15 protein-coding genes are annotated in these 17,129 nt (G+C 40.7%); all 15 read left to right on the forward strand.

Annotation, left to right across the window (positions count from 1 at the left end):
• The first annotated feature begins 115 nt into the window (after positions 1 to 115).
• A complete protein-coding gene (locus tag ACFQZJ_RS16770) occupies positions 116 to 1,117 on the forward strand; it encodes an AAA family ATPase (protein WP_379936035.1) in 1,002 nt (333 codons plus the stop codon).
• A gap of 94 nt (positions 1,118 to 1,211) precedes the next feature.
• Entirely contained in the window at positions 1,212 to 2,075 is an 864-nt protein-coding gene (locus ACFQZJ_RS16775; RefSeq protein WP_379936036.1) for a DUF58 domain-containing protein, read from the forward strand.
• The gene (locus ACFQZJ_RS16780; protein WP_379936126.1) at positions 2,075 to 3,760 is read left to right on the forward strand and encodes a hypothetical protein; all 1,686 of its coding nucleotides are present in this window, start codon (positions 2,075 to 2,077) and stop codon (positions 3,758 to 3,760) included. The genes ACFQZJ_RS16775 and ACFQZJ_RS16780 overlap by 1 nt, the downstream gene beginning before the upstream one ends.
• Positions 3,761 to 4,759, forward strand: a complete 999-nt coding sequence (locus ACFQZJ_RS16785; protein ID WP_379936037.1) for a vWA domain-containing protein — start codon at positions 3,761 to 3,763, stop codon at positions 4,757 to 4,759.
• Between the two features lie 3 nt (positions 4,760 to 4,762).
• Positions 4,763 to 5,809, forward strand: a complete 1,047-nt coding sequence (locus ACFQZJ_RS16790; protein WP_379936038.1) for a VWA domain-containing protein — start codon at positions 4,763 to 4,765, stop codon at positions 5,807 to 5,809.
• A gap of 1 nt (position 5,810) precedes the next feature.
• The gene (locus tag ACFQZJ_RS16795) at positions 5,811 to 6,668 is read left to right on the forward strand and encodes a tetratricopeptide repeat protein (protein ID WP_379936039.1); all 858 of its coding nucleotides are present in this window, start codon (positions 5,811 to 5,813) and stop codon (positions 6,666 to 6,668) included.
• Positions 6,669 to 6,676: 8 nt separating this feature from the next.
• Complete coding sequence (locus ACFQZJ_RS16800) at positions 6,677 to 8,455, forward strand: BatD family protein (RefSeq protein ID WP_379936040.1); 1,779 nt, start codon at positions 6,677 to 6,679, stop codon at positions 8,453 to 8,455.
• Between the two features lie 4 nt (positions 8,456 to 8,459).
• Positions 8,460 to 9,218 (forward strand): tetratricopeptide repeat protein, encoded by a 759-nt coding sequence (locus ACFQZJ_RS16805; protein WP_379936041.1) that lies wholly within the window; start codon positions 8,460 to 8,462, stop codon positions 9,216 to 9,218.
• Between the two features lie 64 nt (positions 9,219 to 9,282).
• On the forward strand, positions 9,283 to 9,573 hold the full coding sequence (locus ACFQZJ_RS16810) for a hypothetical protein (RefSeq protein WP_379936042.1): 291 nt from the start codon (positions 9,283 to 9,285) through the stop codon (positions 9,571 to 9,573).
• Positions 9,574 to 10,015: 442 nt separating this feature from the next.
• Positions 10,016 to 10,645, forward strand: a complete 630-nt coding sequence (locus ACFQZJ_RS16815; RefSeq protein ID WP_379936043.1) for a carbonic anhydrase family protein — start codon at positions 10,016 to 10,018, stop codon at positions 10,643 to 10,645.
• Between the two features lie 164 nt (positions 10,646 to 10,809).
• Positions 10,810 to 12,702, forward strand: a complete 1,893-nt coding sequence (locus tag ACFQZJ_RS16820) for a SulP family inorganic anion transporter (protein WP_379936044.1) — start codon at positions 10,810 to 10,812, stop codon at positions 12,700 to 12,702.
• A 127-nt stretch (positions 12,703 to 12,829) separates the two neighbouring features.
• On the forward strand, positions 12,830 to 13,849 hold the full coding sequence (pheS, locus tag ACFQZJ_RS16825) for a phenylalanine--tRNA ligase subunit alpha (RefSeq protein WP_379936045.1): 1,020 nt from the start codon (positions 12,830 to 12,832) through the stop codon (positions 13,847 to 13,849).
• Between the two features lie 42 nt (positions 13,850 to 13,891).
• Positions 13,892 to 14,287, forward strand: coding sequence for a hypothetical protein (locus ACFQZJ_RS16830; protein WP_379936046.1), 396 nt, complete (start codon positions 13,892 to 13,894; stop codon positions 14,285 to 14,287).
• 325 nt (positions 14,288 to 14,612) lie between these two features.
• Complete coding sequence (locus ACFQZJ_RS16835) at positions 14,613 to 15,311, forward strand: carbonic anhydrase family protein (protein WP_379936047.1); 699 nt, start codon at positions 14,613 to 14,615, stop codon at positions 15,309 to 15,311.
• Between the two features lie 31 nt (positions 15,312 to 15,342).
• The gene (locus ACFQZJ_RS16840; protein WP_379936048.1) at positions 15,343 to 17,004 is read left to right on the forward strand and encodes a SulP family inorganic anion transporter; all 1,662 of its coding nucleotides are present in this window, start codon (positions 15,343 to 15,345) and stop codon (positions 17,002 to 17,004) included.
• The last annotated feature ends 125 nt before the right edge of the window (positions 17,005 to 17,129 follow it).

Here is a 17,129-nt window from a genome sequence, read left to right on the forward strand (position 1 = left end):
TAGGGGCTTTTCACATTTTTTAACCAATCGTTAACAGCTACTCAGCTAATAAATTTTCAATTTGCACAACTGTTAAAATAATAGCCTATCATTACCAAAAAATAGAAGACTTTAAATGGAAGAAAATACACCAGTTGACATTAGCGCGGTAAATGAGAAAATAGCTCAGGAAAGTGCTTTTATAGATTTACTTATCCTCGAAATGAACAAAGTGATCGTGGGTCAAAAACACATGGTCGAAAGGTTGCTCATAGGACTTTTGGGTCAAGGGCACATTTTGTTGGAAGGTGTTCCCGGCTTGGCAAAGACCTTGGCCATAAACACCCTTTCCAAAGCCGTAAAAGGCAGCTTTAGCAGGATCCAGTTTACCCCGGACCTATTACCGGCAGATGTTGTAGGCACCATGATCTACAACATGAAGGAAAATGATTTCTCCATTAAAAAAGGACCCATATTCGCAAATTTTGTGCTCGCTGATGAAATTAACCGTGCTCCCGCGAAGGTGCAGTCCGCTCTTTTGGAGGCCATGCAGGAAAAACAGGTGACCATTGGTGATGAAACCTTTGCCCTGGACAAACCTTTCTTGGTTATGGCGACCCAAAACCCGGTAGAGCAAGAAGGAACATATCCCTTACCCGAAGCACAGGTGGACCGTTTTATGTTGAAAACGGTAATAGACTACCCAAAGATGAACGAAGAACAACTGGTGATGCGCCAAAATCTTCTCGGTAAATACGAAACGGTTAATCCGGTAGTTTCGGTAAAGCAAATTCTAAGTGCGCAACAAGCTGTACGTGAGGTGTACATGGACGAAAAAATAGAGAAATACATCTTGGACATCGTTTTTGCCACTAGATATCCAGAAAAATATAACCTTGAAAATTTAAAACCACTCATAAGTTTTGGAGCATCACCAAGGGGAAGTATCAACCTTGGGGTCGCGGCAAAATGTTATGCCTTTATAAAACGAAGAGGATATGTGGTACCGGAAGATGTTAGGGCCGTAGTGCTTGATGTGCTAAGGCACAGGGTAGGGATTACTTACGAAGCAGAGGCAGAAAACATAACCTCGGAAGAAATCATCAATAAAATCGTAAACGAAATCGAAGTACCATAGAGCAAAGCTCTCAGTAGGCAGTAACAGCATGCAGTATCCTACTGCCAACTGCCAACTGCCAACTGCCACTGAACACTGCCAACTAATATTTAGGATGGATACGAAGGAACTACTCAAAAAAGTACGTAAAATAGAGATAAAGACCAGACGTCTTTCCGACCATATTTTTGGTGGGGAGTATCACTCTACCTTCAAGGGAAGGGGTATGACCTTTAGTGAAGTTAGGCAATACCAATTTGGGGACGATGTGCGAAGCATCGATTGGAACGTTACCGCAAGGTACAACGAGCCGTACGTAAAAATATTTGAGGAGGAACGCGAACTTACCATGATGTTGGTAGCGGATATTAGCGGCTCCGAGCTTTTTGGCACCACTAATCAGTTTAAAAACGAAATCATAACCGAAATCTCCGCAACCTTGGCTTTTAGTGCCTTACAGAATAACGACAAGGTAGGCCTCATTCTATTTTCCGACCAGGTAGAACTTTTTATTCCACCAAAAAAAGGAAAGACCCATGTGCTCCGGATTATTAGAGAGTTACTGGAGTTTAAACCAAAAAGCAATAAAACGGATATCTCCCAAGCCCTTAAGTACTTGACCAATGTAATGAAGAAGAAGGCAATCGTTTTTGTCCTTTCGGATTTTATAGCATCCGGTTATGAACGGAGCCTAAAGATTACGGGCAACAAGCACGATGTTACAGGGATACGTGTTTATGACGAGCGTGAAGAAAGTATCCCTAATCTGGGAATGGTACAAATGATGGATGCGGAAACAGGCGCGCTCCAACTCGTAAACACCCGTTCCAAGAAAGTACGCAACGCTTATGCCAAGTTTCATATTGAAAAAGTATCCTATTTTAAGGAAACCTTTAAAAAATCCGGTTGCGGTGTATTGGACTGCAGGGTAGACGAGAGCTATGTTAAAAAACTTTTGGGCTATTTTAAACGAAGATGATGCAAGAGATCCCTAGAAAAAATGCCGGCTCGGCGCCGCTAAGCCCCAATTGCTTCAAGACCACTTTTAAACTCAAATGTGGTCTTGTTGTGATATTGCTAGCGCTGGGATTTCTAGGATTTTCTCAATCCAAACCAAGCATAAGCACCCAAGTTGACACCACTTATATTAGAATCGGTGAGCAGGTGCAATGGACGGTTTCCGTTGAAATAGACTCCACCGATCAAGTGATTTTTCCGGAAGGCCAAACCTTTTCTCCCTTAGAAACCGTAGAAGCTTATGCTACAGACACTACTAGAAAAAAAGACCGTCTCACTTTACAAAAAATATATGCACTTACGCAATTTGATTCCGGTTCTTACAAACTACCAAAGCAACGCATTGAGATTAATGGAATAGGGTACTTCACAGATTCGCTCCAAATTAACGTAGAAACCGTTCCCGTAGATACTTTGGCCCAGAAAATGTACGATATAAAGCCATTGATGGCGGTCGACAAAACTAATCCCGATTGGTGGAAGTATCTTCTAGGCGGTCTTTTGATCTTAGCTATTTTGGGCGGACTCTTTTACTGGTTCGTGCTGCGCAAAAAACCATTGACCGAAGAAGAAAAAGTAGCCTTATTGCCCCCTTATGATCGTGCGCTCCTAGAATTAAAACGTTTGGAAAACTCCAAATACCTAATTCAGGACGAGTTTAAGGCATACTACTCCGAACTTACGGATATTGTGCGCTCGTACCTAGAAGAGGACGCCAACATACAGGCCATGGAAAGCACCACAGGGCAATTGATAGAAAAATTGGAACTGTTGAGCGATTCGGGAGAATTGGAGTTGGAAAAAGATACGATCAACCAGTTCAAGAACATCTTGCAAACGGCAGATTTAGTGAAGTTCGCAAAATCCAAACCGGCTATGTCCATTGCAGAGCAGGACCGCAAAATTGTAGAACAAATTGTAGAAAAGACCCATGAGGCCATTCCCGAACCAACAGCGGAAGAGTTAATGCATTTGGCAGCGTACCAAGAAGAACTGGAACGTAAAAAGAAAAAGAAAAAAATCATGTTGGGCGCAGCCACTTTAGCCGCTTTGCTCATTATCGGAATTACTGTTGCCGGTTTCAAATATGGGTTCACCTATCTTAAAGATTCCGCTTTAGGCAATCCTACCATGGAACTATTGGAAGGTGAATGGGTATCTAGCCGATACGGGTTTCCTCCCATCAGTTTAGAAACACCAAAAGTATTGATACGGCAAGAAGTCAAACTTCCGCCAGAGGCAAAAGCCAACATTAACGAAATGCAAGCATTCGCCTACAGAAGTGCCGAAGGTCTTTTTACGGTGGCAACGACCTCCGTCACCTTGGCCCAAGAAACAGAGCCCGATTTCTCCCAAACAATAGAACAGATTATTAAAAACTTTGAAGATCAGGGTGCCAAGAACATCATTACAAAACAAGAGGAGTTTAACACTATAAGTGGTGTTAAGGGTATTAAAGTATACGGTAGCGGAAAATTTACCGCACCGAGCTCCCAGGACCTTATTCAGGGAAAATACACTGTACTGTTGTTCGGTGGTAAAGGTTTTCAACAATATATTATTTTAACATGGCTGGACGATGACCCGTACGCAGACCAAATTGTAGATAGAATATTAACCACGGTTGAGGTAAAAACGGAATTTTAGATGTTCGAGAACATAACATTCGCAAATCCTGATTTCTTTTGGCTCTTTCTATTGCTGCCGTTCGCTATTGCATGGCAGTTCTTTAAACAGAAAGAAGAAACTGCGTCTGTTCGGATATCAAGTTTAAAAGGGTTCAACTATCCTAGTTTTTTGCCAAAACTTAAGCCCTTGCTTTTTATATTTCGGCTCCTGGCGATAAGTGCCATTATCGTAGCTATGGCAAGACCACAGACAGAGGATATTTCTACCCGGACAAAAACCACAAAAGGGATAGATATTGTTATGGCCATAGACGTTTCCTCAAGTATGTTGGCCCGGGACCTTAAACCAAATAGACTGGTAGCGCTCAAAGAAGTAGCAGCGGATTTTATCAGGCAAAGGCCCAACGACCGTATTGGCCTGGTTGCCTACGCCGGCGAGAGTTACACAAAAACACCGATAACCACCGACAAGTCCATAGTGCTCAACTCACTAAAAGACATTACCTATGGCCAGTTAGAAGACGGTACGGCAATAGGAATGGGATTGGCTACCTCGGTGAACAGGCTTAAAGAAAGTAAGGCAAAAAGTAAAATTATAATTCTTTTAACGGACGGTGTCAATAATATGGGCTTTATTGAACCACAAACCGCCGCCGATCTTGCCGTAGAGTTTGGTATAAAGACCTATACCATAGCCTTGGGTACGAACGGAAACGCCTTAACACCCATCTCCTATAATGCAGATGGTTCGTTTAGGTACGGAATGCGTCAGGTAGAAATAGATGAGGAATTGTTACAGGAGATAGCAAAGGTAACGGGCGGTACTTATTTTAGGGCGACCGATAACGAGTCTCTAGAGGAAATTTATGAAGAAATAAACAAATTGGAAAAAACCGAAATAGAAGAATTTAAATACTACCGTTACGAGGAAAAATTTAGACCTTGGGTATATATAGCCGGTATTTTACTCCTTTTGGAATGGTTCTTAAGAAATACGGTATTTAGAAGCTTTGTATAGACCATGATACAGTTAGACGAGAAAATATATTTTTATTTGCTGTTCATCATACCGGTGATCATTGTACTGTTTTTGCTGTTACTGGTCTGGAAAAAAAAGACACAGCAAAAATTTGCCGATGCCTTACTTTTGAAAAAACTGACGCCGAACCGTTCCTTTTACAAAGGCACGCTAAAACTTATTTTTTTTATTCTTGGGCTCTGCGGATTGATTATTGGTCTTGTTAACCCTAAAATTGGCACCAAACTAGAAACGGTAAAACGAGAAGGGGTAGATATTGTTTTCGCCATAGACGTATCTAAAAGTATGTTAGCGGAAGACATTGCTCCCAACAGGATAGAAAAAGCAAAAAGACTCGTCTCGGAAATCATTAATCAATTGGCAAGTGACCGGATCGGGATTATCGCTTATGCAGGACAGGCATTTCCACAATTACCGATTACGACCGACTACGGAGCGGCAAAGATGTTTCTACAGAGCATGAATACGGATATGCTAAGCTCTCAAGGCACTGCCATAAACGAAGCTATAGAACTAGCTACCACGTTTTATGATGACGAGGAGCAGACCAACAGGGTCCTTTTTATAATTTCCGACGGTGAAGACCACTCGGAAGGTAGTACACTAAATTCGGTAGAAGACGCGGTAGATGAAGGTATACGTATCTACACCATAGGCGTAGGAAAATCAAAAGGTGCCCCAATCCCGTTAAAACGCAGGGGAATAGTAGAAAGCTTAAAAAAAGATGCCCAAGGCGAAGTCGTAATAACCAAATTAAACGAGCAGGTGCTTGTTGATATTTCGGATGAAGGCAATGGCAAATATATAGACGGTTCCAATACAGATGCAGCGGTAGATTTGATCAAGGAAGAACTGCTTCAAATGGACAAGAAAGAATTCGAGGCAAAACAATTTGCCGAATATAAAGACCAGTTTCAATGGTTTTTGGGCGCCGCTCTTTTGTTTTTGTTCCTAGAAATTTTCATATTGGACCGAAAAACAAAATGGTTGAAAAAGTTAAATTTATTTAACGAAAAACAGATAGATTAAGATGAGAAAAATCACATACCTATTTCTGTTGTTTTTTGTAGCAACACCACTGCTTGCACAAGAAGAAGACCTGAAGGCTAAAGAAAAAAGCCTACGGGATTCAAAAAACCGTACTTGGGAAGGAAATAAAAAACTGTCCGAAGATAATTTTATAGCGGCCGAAGCAGATTACAGAATAGCTATTTCCAAAAGTCCTGAAAACGCGGCGGCTCCCTTTAATCTTGGAAACGCCTACTACAATAATGAAACCTACAGCGAGGCTTTTGGCAGGTTTAAGGAGGCGGGTGAAAGTGCCACGGCCAAACCAGAAAAACACAACGCCTACCATAATATGGGTAACGTTTTTATGAAGCGCAAAGCATACGACAAGGCGGTAGAAGCCTACAAAGAAGCCTTACGAAACGACCCTACAGATGAAGAAACCCGGTACAATTTGGCACTTGCCAAAGAACTCCTAAAAAAAGACGAGGAGAACAAGGACCAAAACCAGGATAATAAAGACGATAAGGACAAGGAAGATAAAAAAGACGAGGACAAAGAGGGAGAAAACGAGGAAGAAAAGGATAAGGACAAAAAGGATGAGGGAGATAAGGGAGATGAAGGGAATGAGAAAAATAAAGGCGACGAAAAGGAGGATGAAGATAAAGAAGGCGAGGGCGACCAGAAGAAAGAACAGAACAAGAAACCCGAACAAGGAGACAACCCTAAAGACCAGCCACAACCCAGACCCAACCAACTCTCCAAACAACAAATAGAGAACCTGTTACGGGCCATGCAAAATGCAGAGAAGAAAGTACAGGAAAAAATCGATGCCAAAAAAGTACAAGGAGCCAAAGTAAAAACAGAAAAGGACTGGTAAAAATAAAAATGGATTTTAAAAAAGGTATCTTATTTGTAGGCGTATTTCTGTTGGCCTTTGTTTTAAACGCACAAGATGCGACAGATGTAACGTTTGAAATGAAACTAAGCAAATCCAAACTGGGGCTTAACGAGCGTATACGCGTAGATTTTATCATGAACAAGGATGGGGATAATTTTAACCCTCCGGACTTTTTGGGTTTCAAGGTTCTTATGGGGCCCTCACAATCTATAAGTTCTTCTTGGGTAAACGGGGTGCGTAGCTATTCCAAATCCTATTCCTATACTTTGGCTCCTACCGCAAGGGGAAAATTTACGATAAAACAGGCTACGATAGTCATAGATGGGCAAGTGTATAAATCCCTCCCGCAAGATGTTGAGGTAACGGCCGCCGTAGACAAACCTAGCGATCAAATGACCGCAGACGATATAGCGGATGAAAACCTTCATTTGGTAGCAGAGGTCTCCAAGAACGACCCGTACATGAACGAAGCCATTACGGTGGTATACAAGTTATATGTGAGTCCGTCTATTAGTGTCTCCAACTACCAGCCCTTGGACAATCCCAAGTACAATAATTTCTGGAGCCAGGATATTAAAGTTACCAGCCTAAATGCTAAAAACGGCACGTATAAAGGAAAGCCGTACCGTTATGTAGTTCTTAAGCGGGTGGTACTCTACCCTCAGAAATCGGGCAAACTGGAAATAGAGCCGCTTTCGTTGGATGTTACGGTAGACGTGCCCACCAACAAACGGGATTTTTTTGGGGGAAGGGTATATGCACAGACAAATAAAACAGTTTCAGCAGGAAATAGAACTATTGATGTTAAGCCCTTGCCATTAACAAACCAACCTGAAAATTTCAACGGAGCCGTCGGCGATTTTGATTTTTCTGTCACCACTAGCAAAACAAGTCTAAACGCGTCCGAATCCTTACAGGCCACTGTTGAAGTAAGTGGAAAAGGAAACCTAAAACTGTTTAAACTACCGGAACTGGACCTTCCGAGCTCACTAGAAGTGTACGAGCCCGAATTTACCGAAGGCGTGAGAACGACCCTAGGCGGTATGCAAGGAAAAGTAAGTAATAGTTATACAGTAGTTCCTGCGTTTAGGGGTAAATACCCACTACCGCCCATCGCTTTTAGCTTTTTTAATCCCAAGACGGGAACCTACACCACCCTTAATTCAGATGAAATTGTTATTAACGTTTTAGAAGGACCCAATAACGCGGCAAGTATATCAACGAATCCAAGCGCAACCAACAAACAAAGCGTTACCGCCAGTAACAATCAGTTTAATTTTATAAAGCTAAATCCCAACCTTAGCACAATCGGCGATACCTATTTTTTTAGATCAAACCGCTTTTATCTGCTATTTTTCTTGCCATTGATATGTATTCCTATCGCTATTCTGTTTCGCAAGAAAAGGGATGAAATAGCAAATGATGTTGTTGGCAACAAAATTAAAAAAGCGAACAGACTCGCAAGAAAGTACCTTTCCAAGGCCAAAAAAGAATTAGGCAACAAGGATTCGTTTTATATAGCCTTGGAAAAAGCATTACACAATTATCTAAAAGCCAAGTTAAAAATTGAGACCTCTGAATTTACCAAAGACAAGATATCCGAGCTGTTGCTTAAAAAACAGGTAAACCAAGAAACCGTAGACGGCTTTTTAGCGCTACTAAAGAATTGTGAAGCGGCAAGGTATAGCCCTTTTTCCAATGTGCAGATGCAACAGGACTACGAAAAGGCCAGCGAGGTAATTTCGTTAATAGATAAGCAATTATAATATCGTGAAAAACAATGTCATCATATTCATTTTATTGTTAGGCCTTGCAGGGACAGCTCAAAACGAAACCAATTTTGAACGAGCTACGGTTGCCTATAACGAAGGGGCTTACGAAAAGGCGATCGATCTATATTCCGGTATTTTGGAAAGCGGCCAACATTCCGCGGCAATTTACTATAACCTAGGAAATTCCTATTACAAATTAAACGATGTTCCCAACAGTATCTACTATTATGAAAAAGCATTATTGCTAAGTCCTAACGATCCCGAAATACTGAATAATTTGGGGTATGCACAACAGATGACGCTAGACGCCATAGAAGTCTTACCTGAAACAGGATTGTCAAAACTATACAAATCGGTTACAGACGTCCTTACTTTTGATCAGTGGGCCTATTTAGGAGTTTTCTTTATGTTCCTTTTTGTAATACTGTACATCGTATTCTACTACGCCTACTATTCCTCAAGAAAAAGGTGGGCGTTTATTGGAAGTCTTGTTTCTTTAACAGCTGCCCTAGTTACCGTTGTTTTTGCCTTTGTACAATATCAAGATTATAATACCTACAGGCCGGCCATTATTTTTGCGGACGAGATTGGAATACAAGCAGAACCCAATACCACCAGTGATGAAGTCTTTGTATTACATGCAGGTACCAAAGTAAACGTGCTAGAAGAACTAAATAATTGGAAAAAAATAGCACTTACCGATGGAAAGACCGGATGGGTATCTTCGGACAATTTAAAATTACTTAAAGATTTTTAGTTAATTTTAACATATTATAATAGCATTACTTTTATATTTACTTTTTTATTCTGAAAGCAATACTATGAAGCTAACCATTGTCCTATTTTTTTCTATGTTCTTTACAGCAATTATTGTTGCTCCGGCTTCTTTTTTGTTGTTGGGTATAGACCAGGAAATAGAGATTCTTCTAAATTTAAACGAAGAAGAACGCAACAAGGAAAGCAATAAAGAGCTAGAAGAAAAAGAAGTGTTCTATTATGAACCCTATACTGTTATTCCTGTAAAACCAACTTCCAAAAGTGTTTTATCTACTAGCTATGTAGAACGTTATTATGATATGTCCTTAGAGGTATTTCTACCACCTCCCAAATAAGAACCTTACTATTATTGTATCGCGTTTAGCAGCTGTGTATCGACTGTCTTGTTATCGCCTAATTTTCCAAAGGTCTGTTTAAACATTCTTTTCCTATCCAAAACGTAGTCACGGTTCAATACCAATAAGGGTTTTGAAGCCATTTATAACACTACTTTTAAGGGTGTCATTATAGCGAAAAAGGAAGATTCCTAAACAAGATTATCACGCAGCTTTAACGGCACAATAATCCATCATAGTCCAAACATATACTAAACAGAGTTAAAGGCTCTTAATAAAGAAATAAAATTAAACAAGTAGGTCGTTAGTCAATTCAAAAAGGTGGTTTTAAAAGCCAAAAAGATATTAAAATCTTGGCGGTACTATCATTAAAAAAATACCGTGCCAAAAAGTCTAAAATTGGAACCCTAATCGACCCTGAAAACGATTAACAAAACAAATTATGAAAGCACATACAAAAGAAACACAATCATCTATAACTCCCTTAAAATCATTACAGTTTTTAAAAGAGGGGAACCAACGGTTCCAAGACAATCTAAAAGCGAACCGTAATCTCTTAGAACAAGTAAACGATACCAGTGAAGGACAGTTTCCCTTTGCCACCATACTAAGTTGCATAGATTCACGGGTTTCAGCGGAACTCGTATTTGACCAAGGGCTAGGGGATATATTTAGTGTTAGAATTGCCGGAAACTTTGTAAATGAAGATATCTTGGGCAGCATGGAATTTGCATGTAAACTTGCAGGTACAAAATTGGTCGTAGTTTTAGGTCACACTAGCTGTGGAGCCATTAAAGGCGCTTGCGACCATGCCAGAATGGGTAACTTAACCGCTTTAATAAACAAGTTGGAGCCAGCCGTAGCTGCTGTTAAAGAACCAAAAGATGAAAAAGTGCGAAACTCTAAGAACCTTGAATTTGTAGATAAGGTGTCTGAAAAAAATGTACATCTCACTATTGAAAATATCCGAGAACGCAGCAGGATTTTATTTGATATGGAGCAAAACGGGGAAATAAAAATTATAGGAGCCATGTATGATATCACAACAGGAAAGGTAAATTTTTACGAGTAAACAAACATTAAATGGTTGCTTCCAAACTATCAAACTGCTCTCTATTTTATTTTATATAATTCTCCATTTAAAGCGCATATTGATAAGGACCTAAGACCATCTAAAAACCTATCTTGTGATTATACAGGATATTATAAGTTAATTTAATAATACGCTACTCACTCATGAAAAATTTATTCACAAACTTTAAAGGAGACCTTTTAGGAGGTATCACCGCAGGTATAGTTGCCCTACCATTGGCACTTGCCTTTGGTGTAAGCTCCGGTCTTGGCCCAACAGCGGGTCTTTACGGAGCTATTTTTATCAGCTTTTTTGCAGCACTCTTCGGTGGCACTAATACGCAAATTTCAGGTCCAACGGCGCCCATGACCGCAGTAAGTATGGTTATAATAGCCGGTATTATTGCCACTTTTGACGGGAGTGTCGAAAAAGCACTGCCGGCAATTTTAACCGTTTTCCTATTGGCAGGGCTTATGCAGATCGGACTCGGAATTATTGGGATAGGAAAGTACATACGCTACATTCCCTACCCTGTCGTATCCGGTTTTATGACCGCCATTGGGGTTATTATCCTCGTCACTCAAATACTCCCGGCTTTAGGCTATTACCCCAAAGAAGATATGTCATGGGTAACACCGTTTAAACCACAAGCAGAGGAGTTGATATTGGAAAATATCCTAAGGGAAGAGGCAAACGAGGGTATTTTGGTTCTCGAAGATTTTGAACAGACCATTGCCCGCTCCGGAGAGATAACCGAAGCTACAATTATGGAAGAGGCCGCAACATTGGCCGCTAAAGAAGCTTCCGGCGTACTAGGAGCAATAAAAGTGTTACCTAAAGCTCTAAAAAGTATTAACTGGTTGGAACTGGCGTTGGCGCTTATTACCATACTCATAATATATGGCTTTAAACGCATAACCACAACAGTACCCAGCACCTTGGTTGCACTATTGCTGGTATCGGGTACGGCTTACGCCCTTGGACTTGATTACCGTACTATTGAAAGAATACCGGAAGGTTTTCCAATACCAAACTTGGAAATCTTTACGGAATTTAAGATTGGAGCCATAGCCCCCTATATTTTTACAGCGCTTACTTTGGCTTTGCTGGGCGCAATAGATTCGCTGCTGACGTCAGTAGTAGCCGACAATATGACCAAGACCAAGCACAAACCTAACAAAGAACTTGTAGGGCAAGGTATTGGAAATAGTATCGCCGCTATTTTTGGAGGGCTTCCTGGAGCAGGGGCTACCATACGTACGGTAGTTAATATAGACTCTGGTGGAAAGACACGTTTATCGGGTATGATCGCGGGTATTTTATTATTGATTATCCTATTGGCCTTAGGGCCTGTTGCCTCGCAAATACCTGCTGCTGTTCTGGCCGGTATCCTTATCACCGTGGGTATTGCAGTAATGGACTACAAAGGACTCAAAGCAATTCCCAATTTACCCAAAGATATTAAAATAGGGCCTTTAAAATTAAGCTCGGAAGTTGTGGTTATGCTTGTGGTACTTGTTCTTTCCACATTTTGGAACCTCGTATATGCCGTGGGAATAGGGCTTGTTATAGCCTCGTTAATGTTTATGAAAAAAATGGGGGATTTGATGTCCGAAAGATCTGACGTAAAATCATTGTCCGAAGAAAAAGCGTGGGCAGACGAAAAAGATTTTCCTCAATCACTAAAAGAAGAGGTCTTTATCAAACATGTAAAAGGCCCCTTATTCTTTGGGACAACAAGCGATTTCCAGACCTTAACGGATCAAATACCCAATACGGCATCTTATGCCGTATTGCGTCTAGACCGTATGCAATACATGGATCAGTCCGGTCTCTATGCCATGGAAGATGCGTTACAAGAATTGAACAAAAACAATATCACCGTGCTTTTTGTTGGTCTCTTGCCACAGCCAAGATATATGATGGAACGTATAGATATCATCCCGGATTTTATACCGGAAAATCATATTTTTGAAAACTTTAAGGAGTGTACTACATGGATTAAAAGCTATGTAAAGGACAATGTTCAACCTAGTACGGCATCCTTACAAAAGTAATGGTCATTTTAAAAGTTAAACAGCGGGCCCCTAAACTAACAAGGGGCCTGCTTATTTGTTATAAGGTTGAAAAAACAAAATTCGAGGTTCAACAAAATGTCTTAAATTTGTCGCATTAGAGAAATCCATGATCAATACATTAAAAGGGCATATTGCAGAAGTAGAAAAATTCTCTGCCGATACACCGGAAGCTATCGAAGCGTTCCGCATAAAATATCTAGGCAAAAAAGGACTATTGAACGTTTTTTTTGCCGAATTCAAGAACGTGCCAAATAACCAAAAAAAAGAATTTGGGCAAACTATCAATGAACTAAAACAAAGGGCAACGGACAAGGTAAACGAATTAAAAAATGCCTTGCACCACCAAACGGAAGAAAAAGGAAAGTTTGGAGACTTGACCAGACCTGGAAATCCGATAGAGTTAGGAGCCAGACATCCAATTTCTATCGTAAAGAACCAAATCATAGACATATTTTCACGTATTGGTTTCAATGTATCCGAAGGCCCTGAAATAGAAGATGATTGGCACAATTTCACCGCCTTGAATTTACCGGAATACCACCCAGCAAGAGACATGCAGGATACCTTTTTCGTGCAGACCGATCCAGACATCCTTTTACGTACCCACACCTCGTCCGTTCAGGTGCGTTATATGGAAAACAACAAACCTCCAATTCGTACTATTTCCCCAGGAAGAGTGTACCGCAACGAAGCCATTTCGGCACGTTCGCATTGCTTTTTCCATCAAGTGGAAGGATTATATATTGATAAGGACGTCTCCTTTGCCGATCTTAAACAAACGCTACAATACTTTACGACAGAACTTTTTGGTAAATCTAAAATCCGTTTGAGACCTTCCTATTTTCCCTTTACGGAGCCCAGCGCAGAAGTAGATGTGTACTGGGGGCTAGAAACAGAAACCGACTACAGGATGACTAAAGGGACCGGTTGGCTAGAGATTATGGGCTGTGGTATGGTAGACCCGAATGTGTTAAAGAATTGTGGTATAGATCCAGAAGAATATTCCGGTTTTGCATTTGGCATGGGTATAGACCGTATTGCCTTGTTGTTGCACCAGATTTCCGATATTCGCTTATTGAGCGAAAACGATATCCGATTTTTAGAACAGTTTAAGGGCGCATTGTAATAGTCGTTACTCGCCATCTACTAAATACCATGGCATATTTTTATGAAAAAAGATATAGAGATACCCATTGCTAAAGATGTTTACGTAGCTCTTGTTGATGAATGGAACAAAGAATTTTTGGCCAAAGAATGGAATGCGTACCTTCTTAACGATAGAGAAACCGCAATTGAAATGGTCATCATTGTTTCCAAAGGTTTTGATACGGAAAGAAACACCTCTACTATGCGGCATGCCATTGGTGAAGTTGGAGCCAAATCTTTCGAAAAGATAGAAATGGTACAAGAAGACGTCCTGGAACTTAATAACGAATTCTTTGTAACGTATTATGCCGATAATAAACTATACGAAAAACGTTTTATGTTCGAAAGCGGTAGTATAAGCTCCACCAATTTAAAACTTATTTCACTAATCGAAAAAGATGGGATTTTAGCAACGTAATGAGCACCGCTAAATGTAGACCTCCTTTTACACTAGTTTAGAAATCTTTTTCAACCTAGCACCTTAATTTATCTAAAGTAAAGTGCCATGTAGGTTTCCTTAGTGTGCCAAAGTTGATGGGTTCTGCCCCGAATCGGATTACACATACTTTTTATTAGAAAGGCCTTTTTGTACTTAAGTGTCTTCAACTGCTGTGTTTTTATGATTTTATGAAAATACATTTAGTTTTATTAATGCAAGCCATAATCATTTGTTATAGGTTAAATTTTAGAAAAACCCTTATCGAGTTTACATTTAACCATATTTAAACCATTAACAAAACACAATGAGCTCATTTAAAAAATTGACCATACAGGTCGAGTCTAATACGGGAGAAATAATCACAAGGGAAATAACTCCTTTAGTAGAACAGGTATTGACCGCAGATGAACAAGCGGCCTTAACTCCGGACAGCGTCATTCAAAGTTTACAGGAAGGCAACCAAAGATTCGTTGAAGGAGATCTTACGGCACGTGACCACACGGAACAAATACGGAAAACCGTTGGAGGTCAATTTCCAAAAGCTGTGATATTATCCTGTGTAGATAGTCGCGTACCTGTTGAAGATGTTTTTGATAAGGGTATAGGCGATATTTTTGTAGCACGCGTTGCCGGCAACTTCGTAAACGAAGATATCTTAGGTAGTATGGAGTTTGGTTGCAAGGTGTCCGGATCTAAAGTAATCTTGGTTTTAGGACATGAACATTGCGGTGCCGTTAAAGCTGCGGTAGACAATGTGAAACTAGGAAATATTACGGCGATGTTATCCAAAATAAGACCGGCCGTAGCCTCGGTAGCATATAACGGGGACAGAAGTTCTAAAAACGAGGAATTTGTGCACTTGGTATGTGAGCACAATGTAAATAAAACAATTCAGGACATACGCGACAACAGTCCTATTTTGAAGGAGATGGAAGACAAAGGTGAAATCAAGATTATTGGTGGCGTCTATGATATGGATACCGGAAAAGTAGATTTCCTATAACCTCCTTTATTCCAACCTTTAATCTATATACATGTTAAAGAATATTTTTGATTTTAGTAATATCAAGGGAGATATCACCGGCGGACTAGTGGCCGGTGTAGTAGCACTTCCTTTAGCCTTGGCCTTTGGTGTACAATCTGGCTTGGGAGCTATAGCTGGATTGTACGGCGCCATTGCCGTGGGTATACTAGCCGCACTTTTCGGAGGTACGGCAACTCAGGCAAGTGGCCCTACAGGCCCCATGACCGTAGTATCCGCAGCTTTGGTAGCCAACGCCATTGAAGTTGCCGGTAGCTTGCAGGATGCCATGGGAATCATTTTACTCAGTTTTTTGGTAGGTGGCGCCTTGCAAATTATTTTTGGATTGATAAACATTGCAGGCTATATAAAATATTTTCCCTATCCGGTAATCTCAGGCTTTATGAGCGGGGTGGGTTTGATTATCATCATTCTTCAGGTTTTCCCTTTTGTAGGTTTGGACTCGGCAAAATCGACCTTGAAGGTTATGGCCGATTTACCAAGGTTGTTCAGTGACTTTAATTGGCAAGCGCTAGCCTTGGGAGCAATGACCGTTGCAATCTATTACTTGTTCCCTAAAATCAATAAAAGCGTTCCCAGTCCCTTGGTGGCCTTGATCGTTGTTTCCATTTTTGCCTACTTTATCCAATGGGATGTACCTATTATAGGTGAAATTCCTTCGGGACTACCTTCATTACAATTAGATGGTTTGTTCACTATAGATAGTAGTGCCTACTTTTTAGTATTGGAATACGGTATGGTACTAGCCGTCCTAGGCTCTATAGATTCCTTATTGACCTCTGTCATTGCGGATAACATGACCAAGACCAAGCACAACAGTAACCGCGAACTTATAGGTCAAGGAATAGGCAATATGGTAGCGGCCTTGATCGGTGGTATCCCGGGAGCGGGTGCAACTAAAGGAACCGTGGTGAATATAAATTCCGGAGGAAGAACTAGATTGTCCGGAGCATTGCACGGGGTATTTCTATTGGCCATTTTATTGGGGCTAAGCTCTTTGGCGGCCTATATCCCACTAGCTGTTTTAGCGGGAATCCTAATCCCGATAGGATTTAAGATAGTTGATATGAAAGGGCTACGACATTTAAAATTAGTACCGAGGGCTGATGCCGCCGTTCTTATTTTGGTATTGCTCTGGACTACTTTTGGAAGTTTGATACAAGCCGTAGGCATAGGCGTAACGCTTGCTGCTCTTTTATTTATGAAACGAGCGAGCGATATCGGCGAGGAAGGTATGCAAGTAGGAACCTTGGCCGGGTTTGATGGAGAAAAACCATGGGAAGACGAAACAGCGTTTTATGAGAAGTTTAAAGATAAAATCTATATCAAACACTTATACGGGCCATTGTTCTTTGGTTTTACCTCTCACTTTCAAGAGCAGGTAAAAAACATTGATGCAGGCATAAAAGTACTAGTTATACGTATGGATCGGGTGCCCTATGTAGATCAATCAGGTATTTATGCACTGGAAAACGCCATATTGGATTTAGCGCTAAAAGATATAAAAGTAGTCCTTACAGGGTTACAGGAACAGCCTAAAGACTTATTGACTTCCATAGATATTATACCGGACCTAGTCCCCAAAGAACAACTTTTCGACACTATAGACGGTAGTTTTAGTTGGGTTCAAAAGCATTTGAACGGACAACAATAATCCTTCTACAAAGTCCAAAACATAGAACATGCAACGGTATTCAAAACCAAAGAAGCTATCCATAGTTTTGTTTGGCACAATTGTTTTCCGTAACACTTACGGATGCGGAAGGAACCGACCTTCTC

It is taken from the genome of Maribacter chungangensis, assembly GCF_042676845.1.
GTDB lineage: Bacteria > Bacteroidota > Bacteroidia > Flavobacteriales > Flavobacteriaceae > Maribacter > Maribacter chungangensis.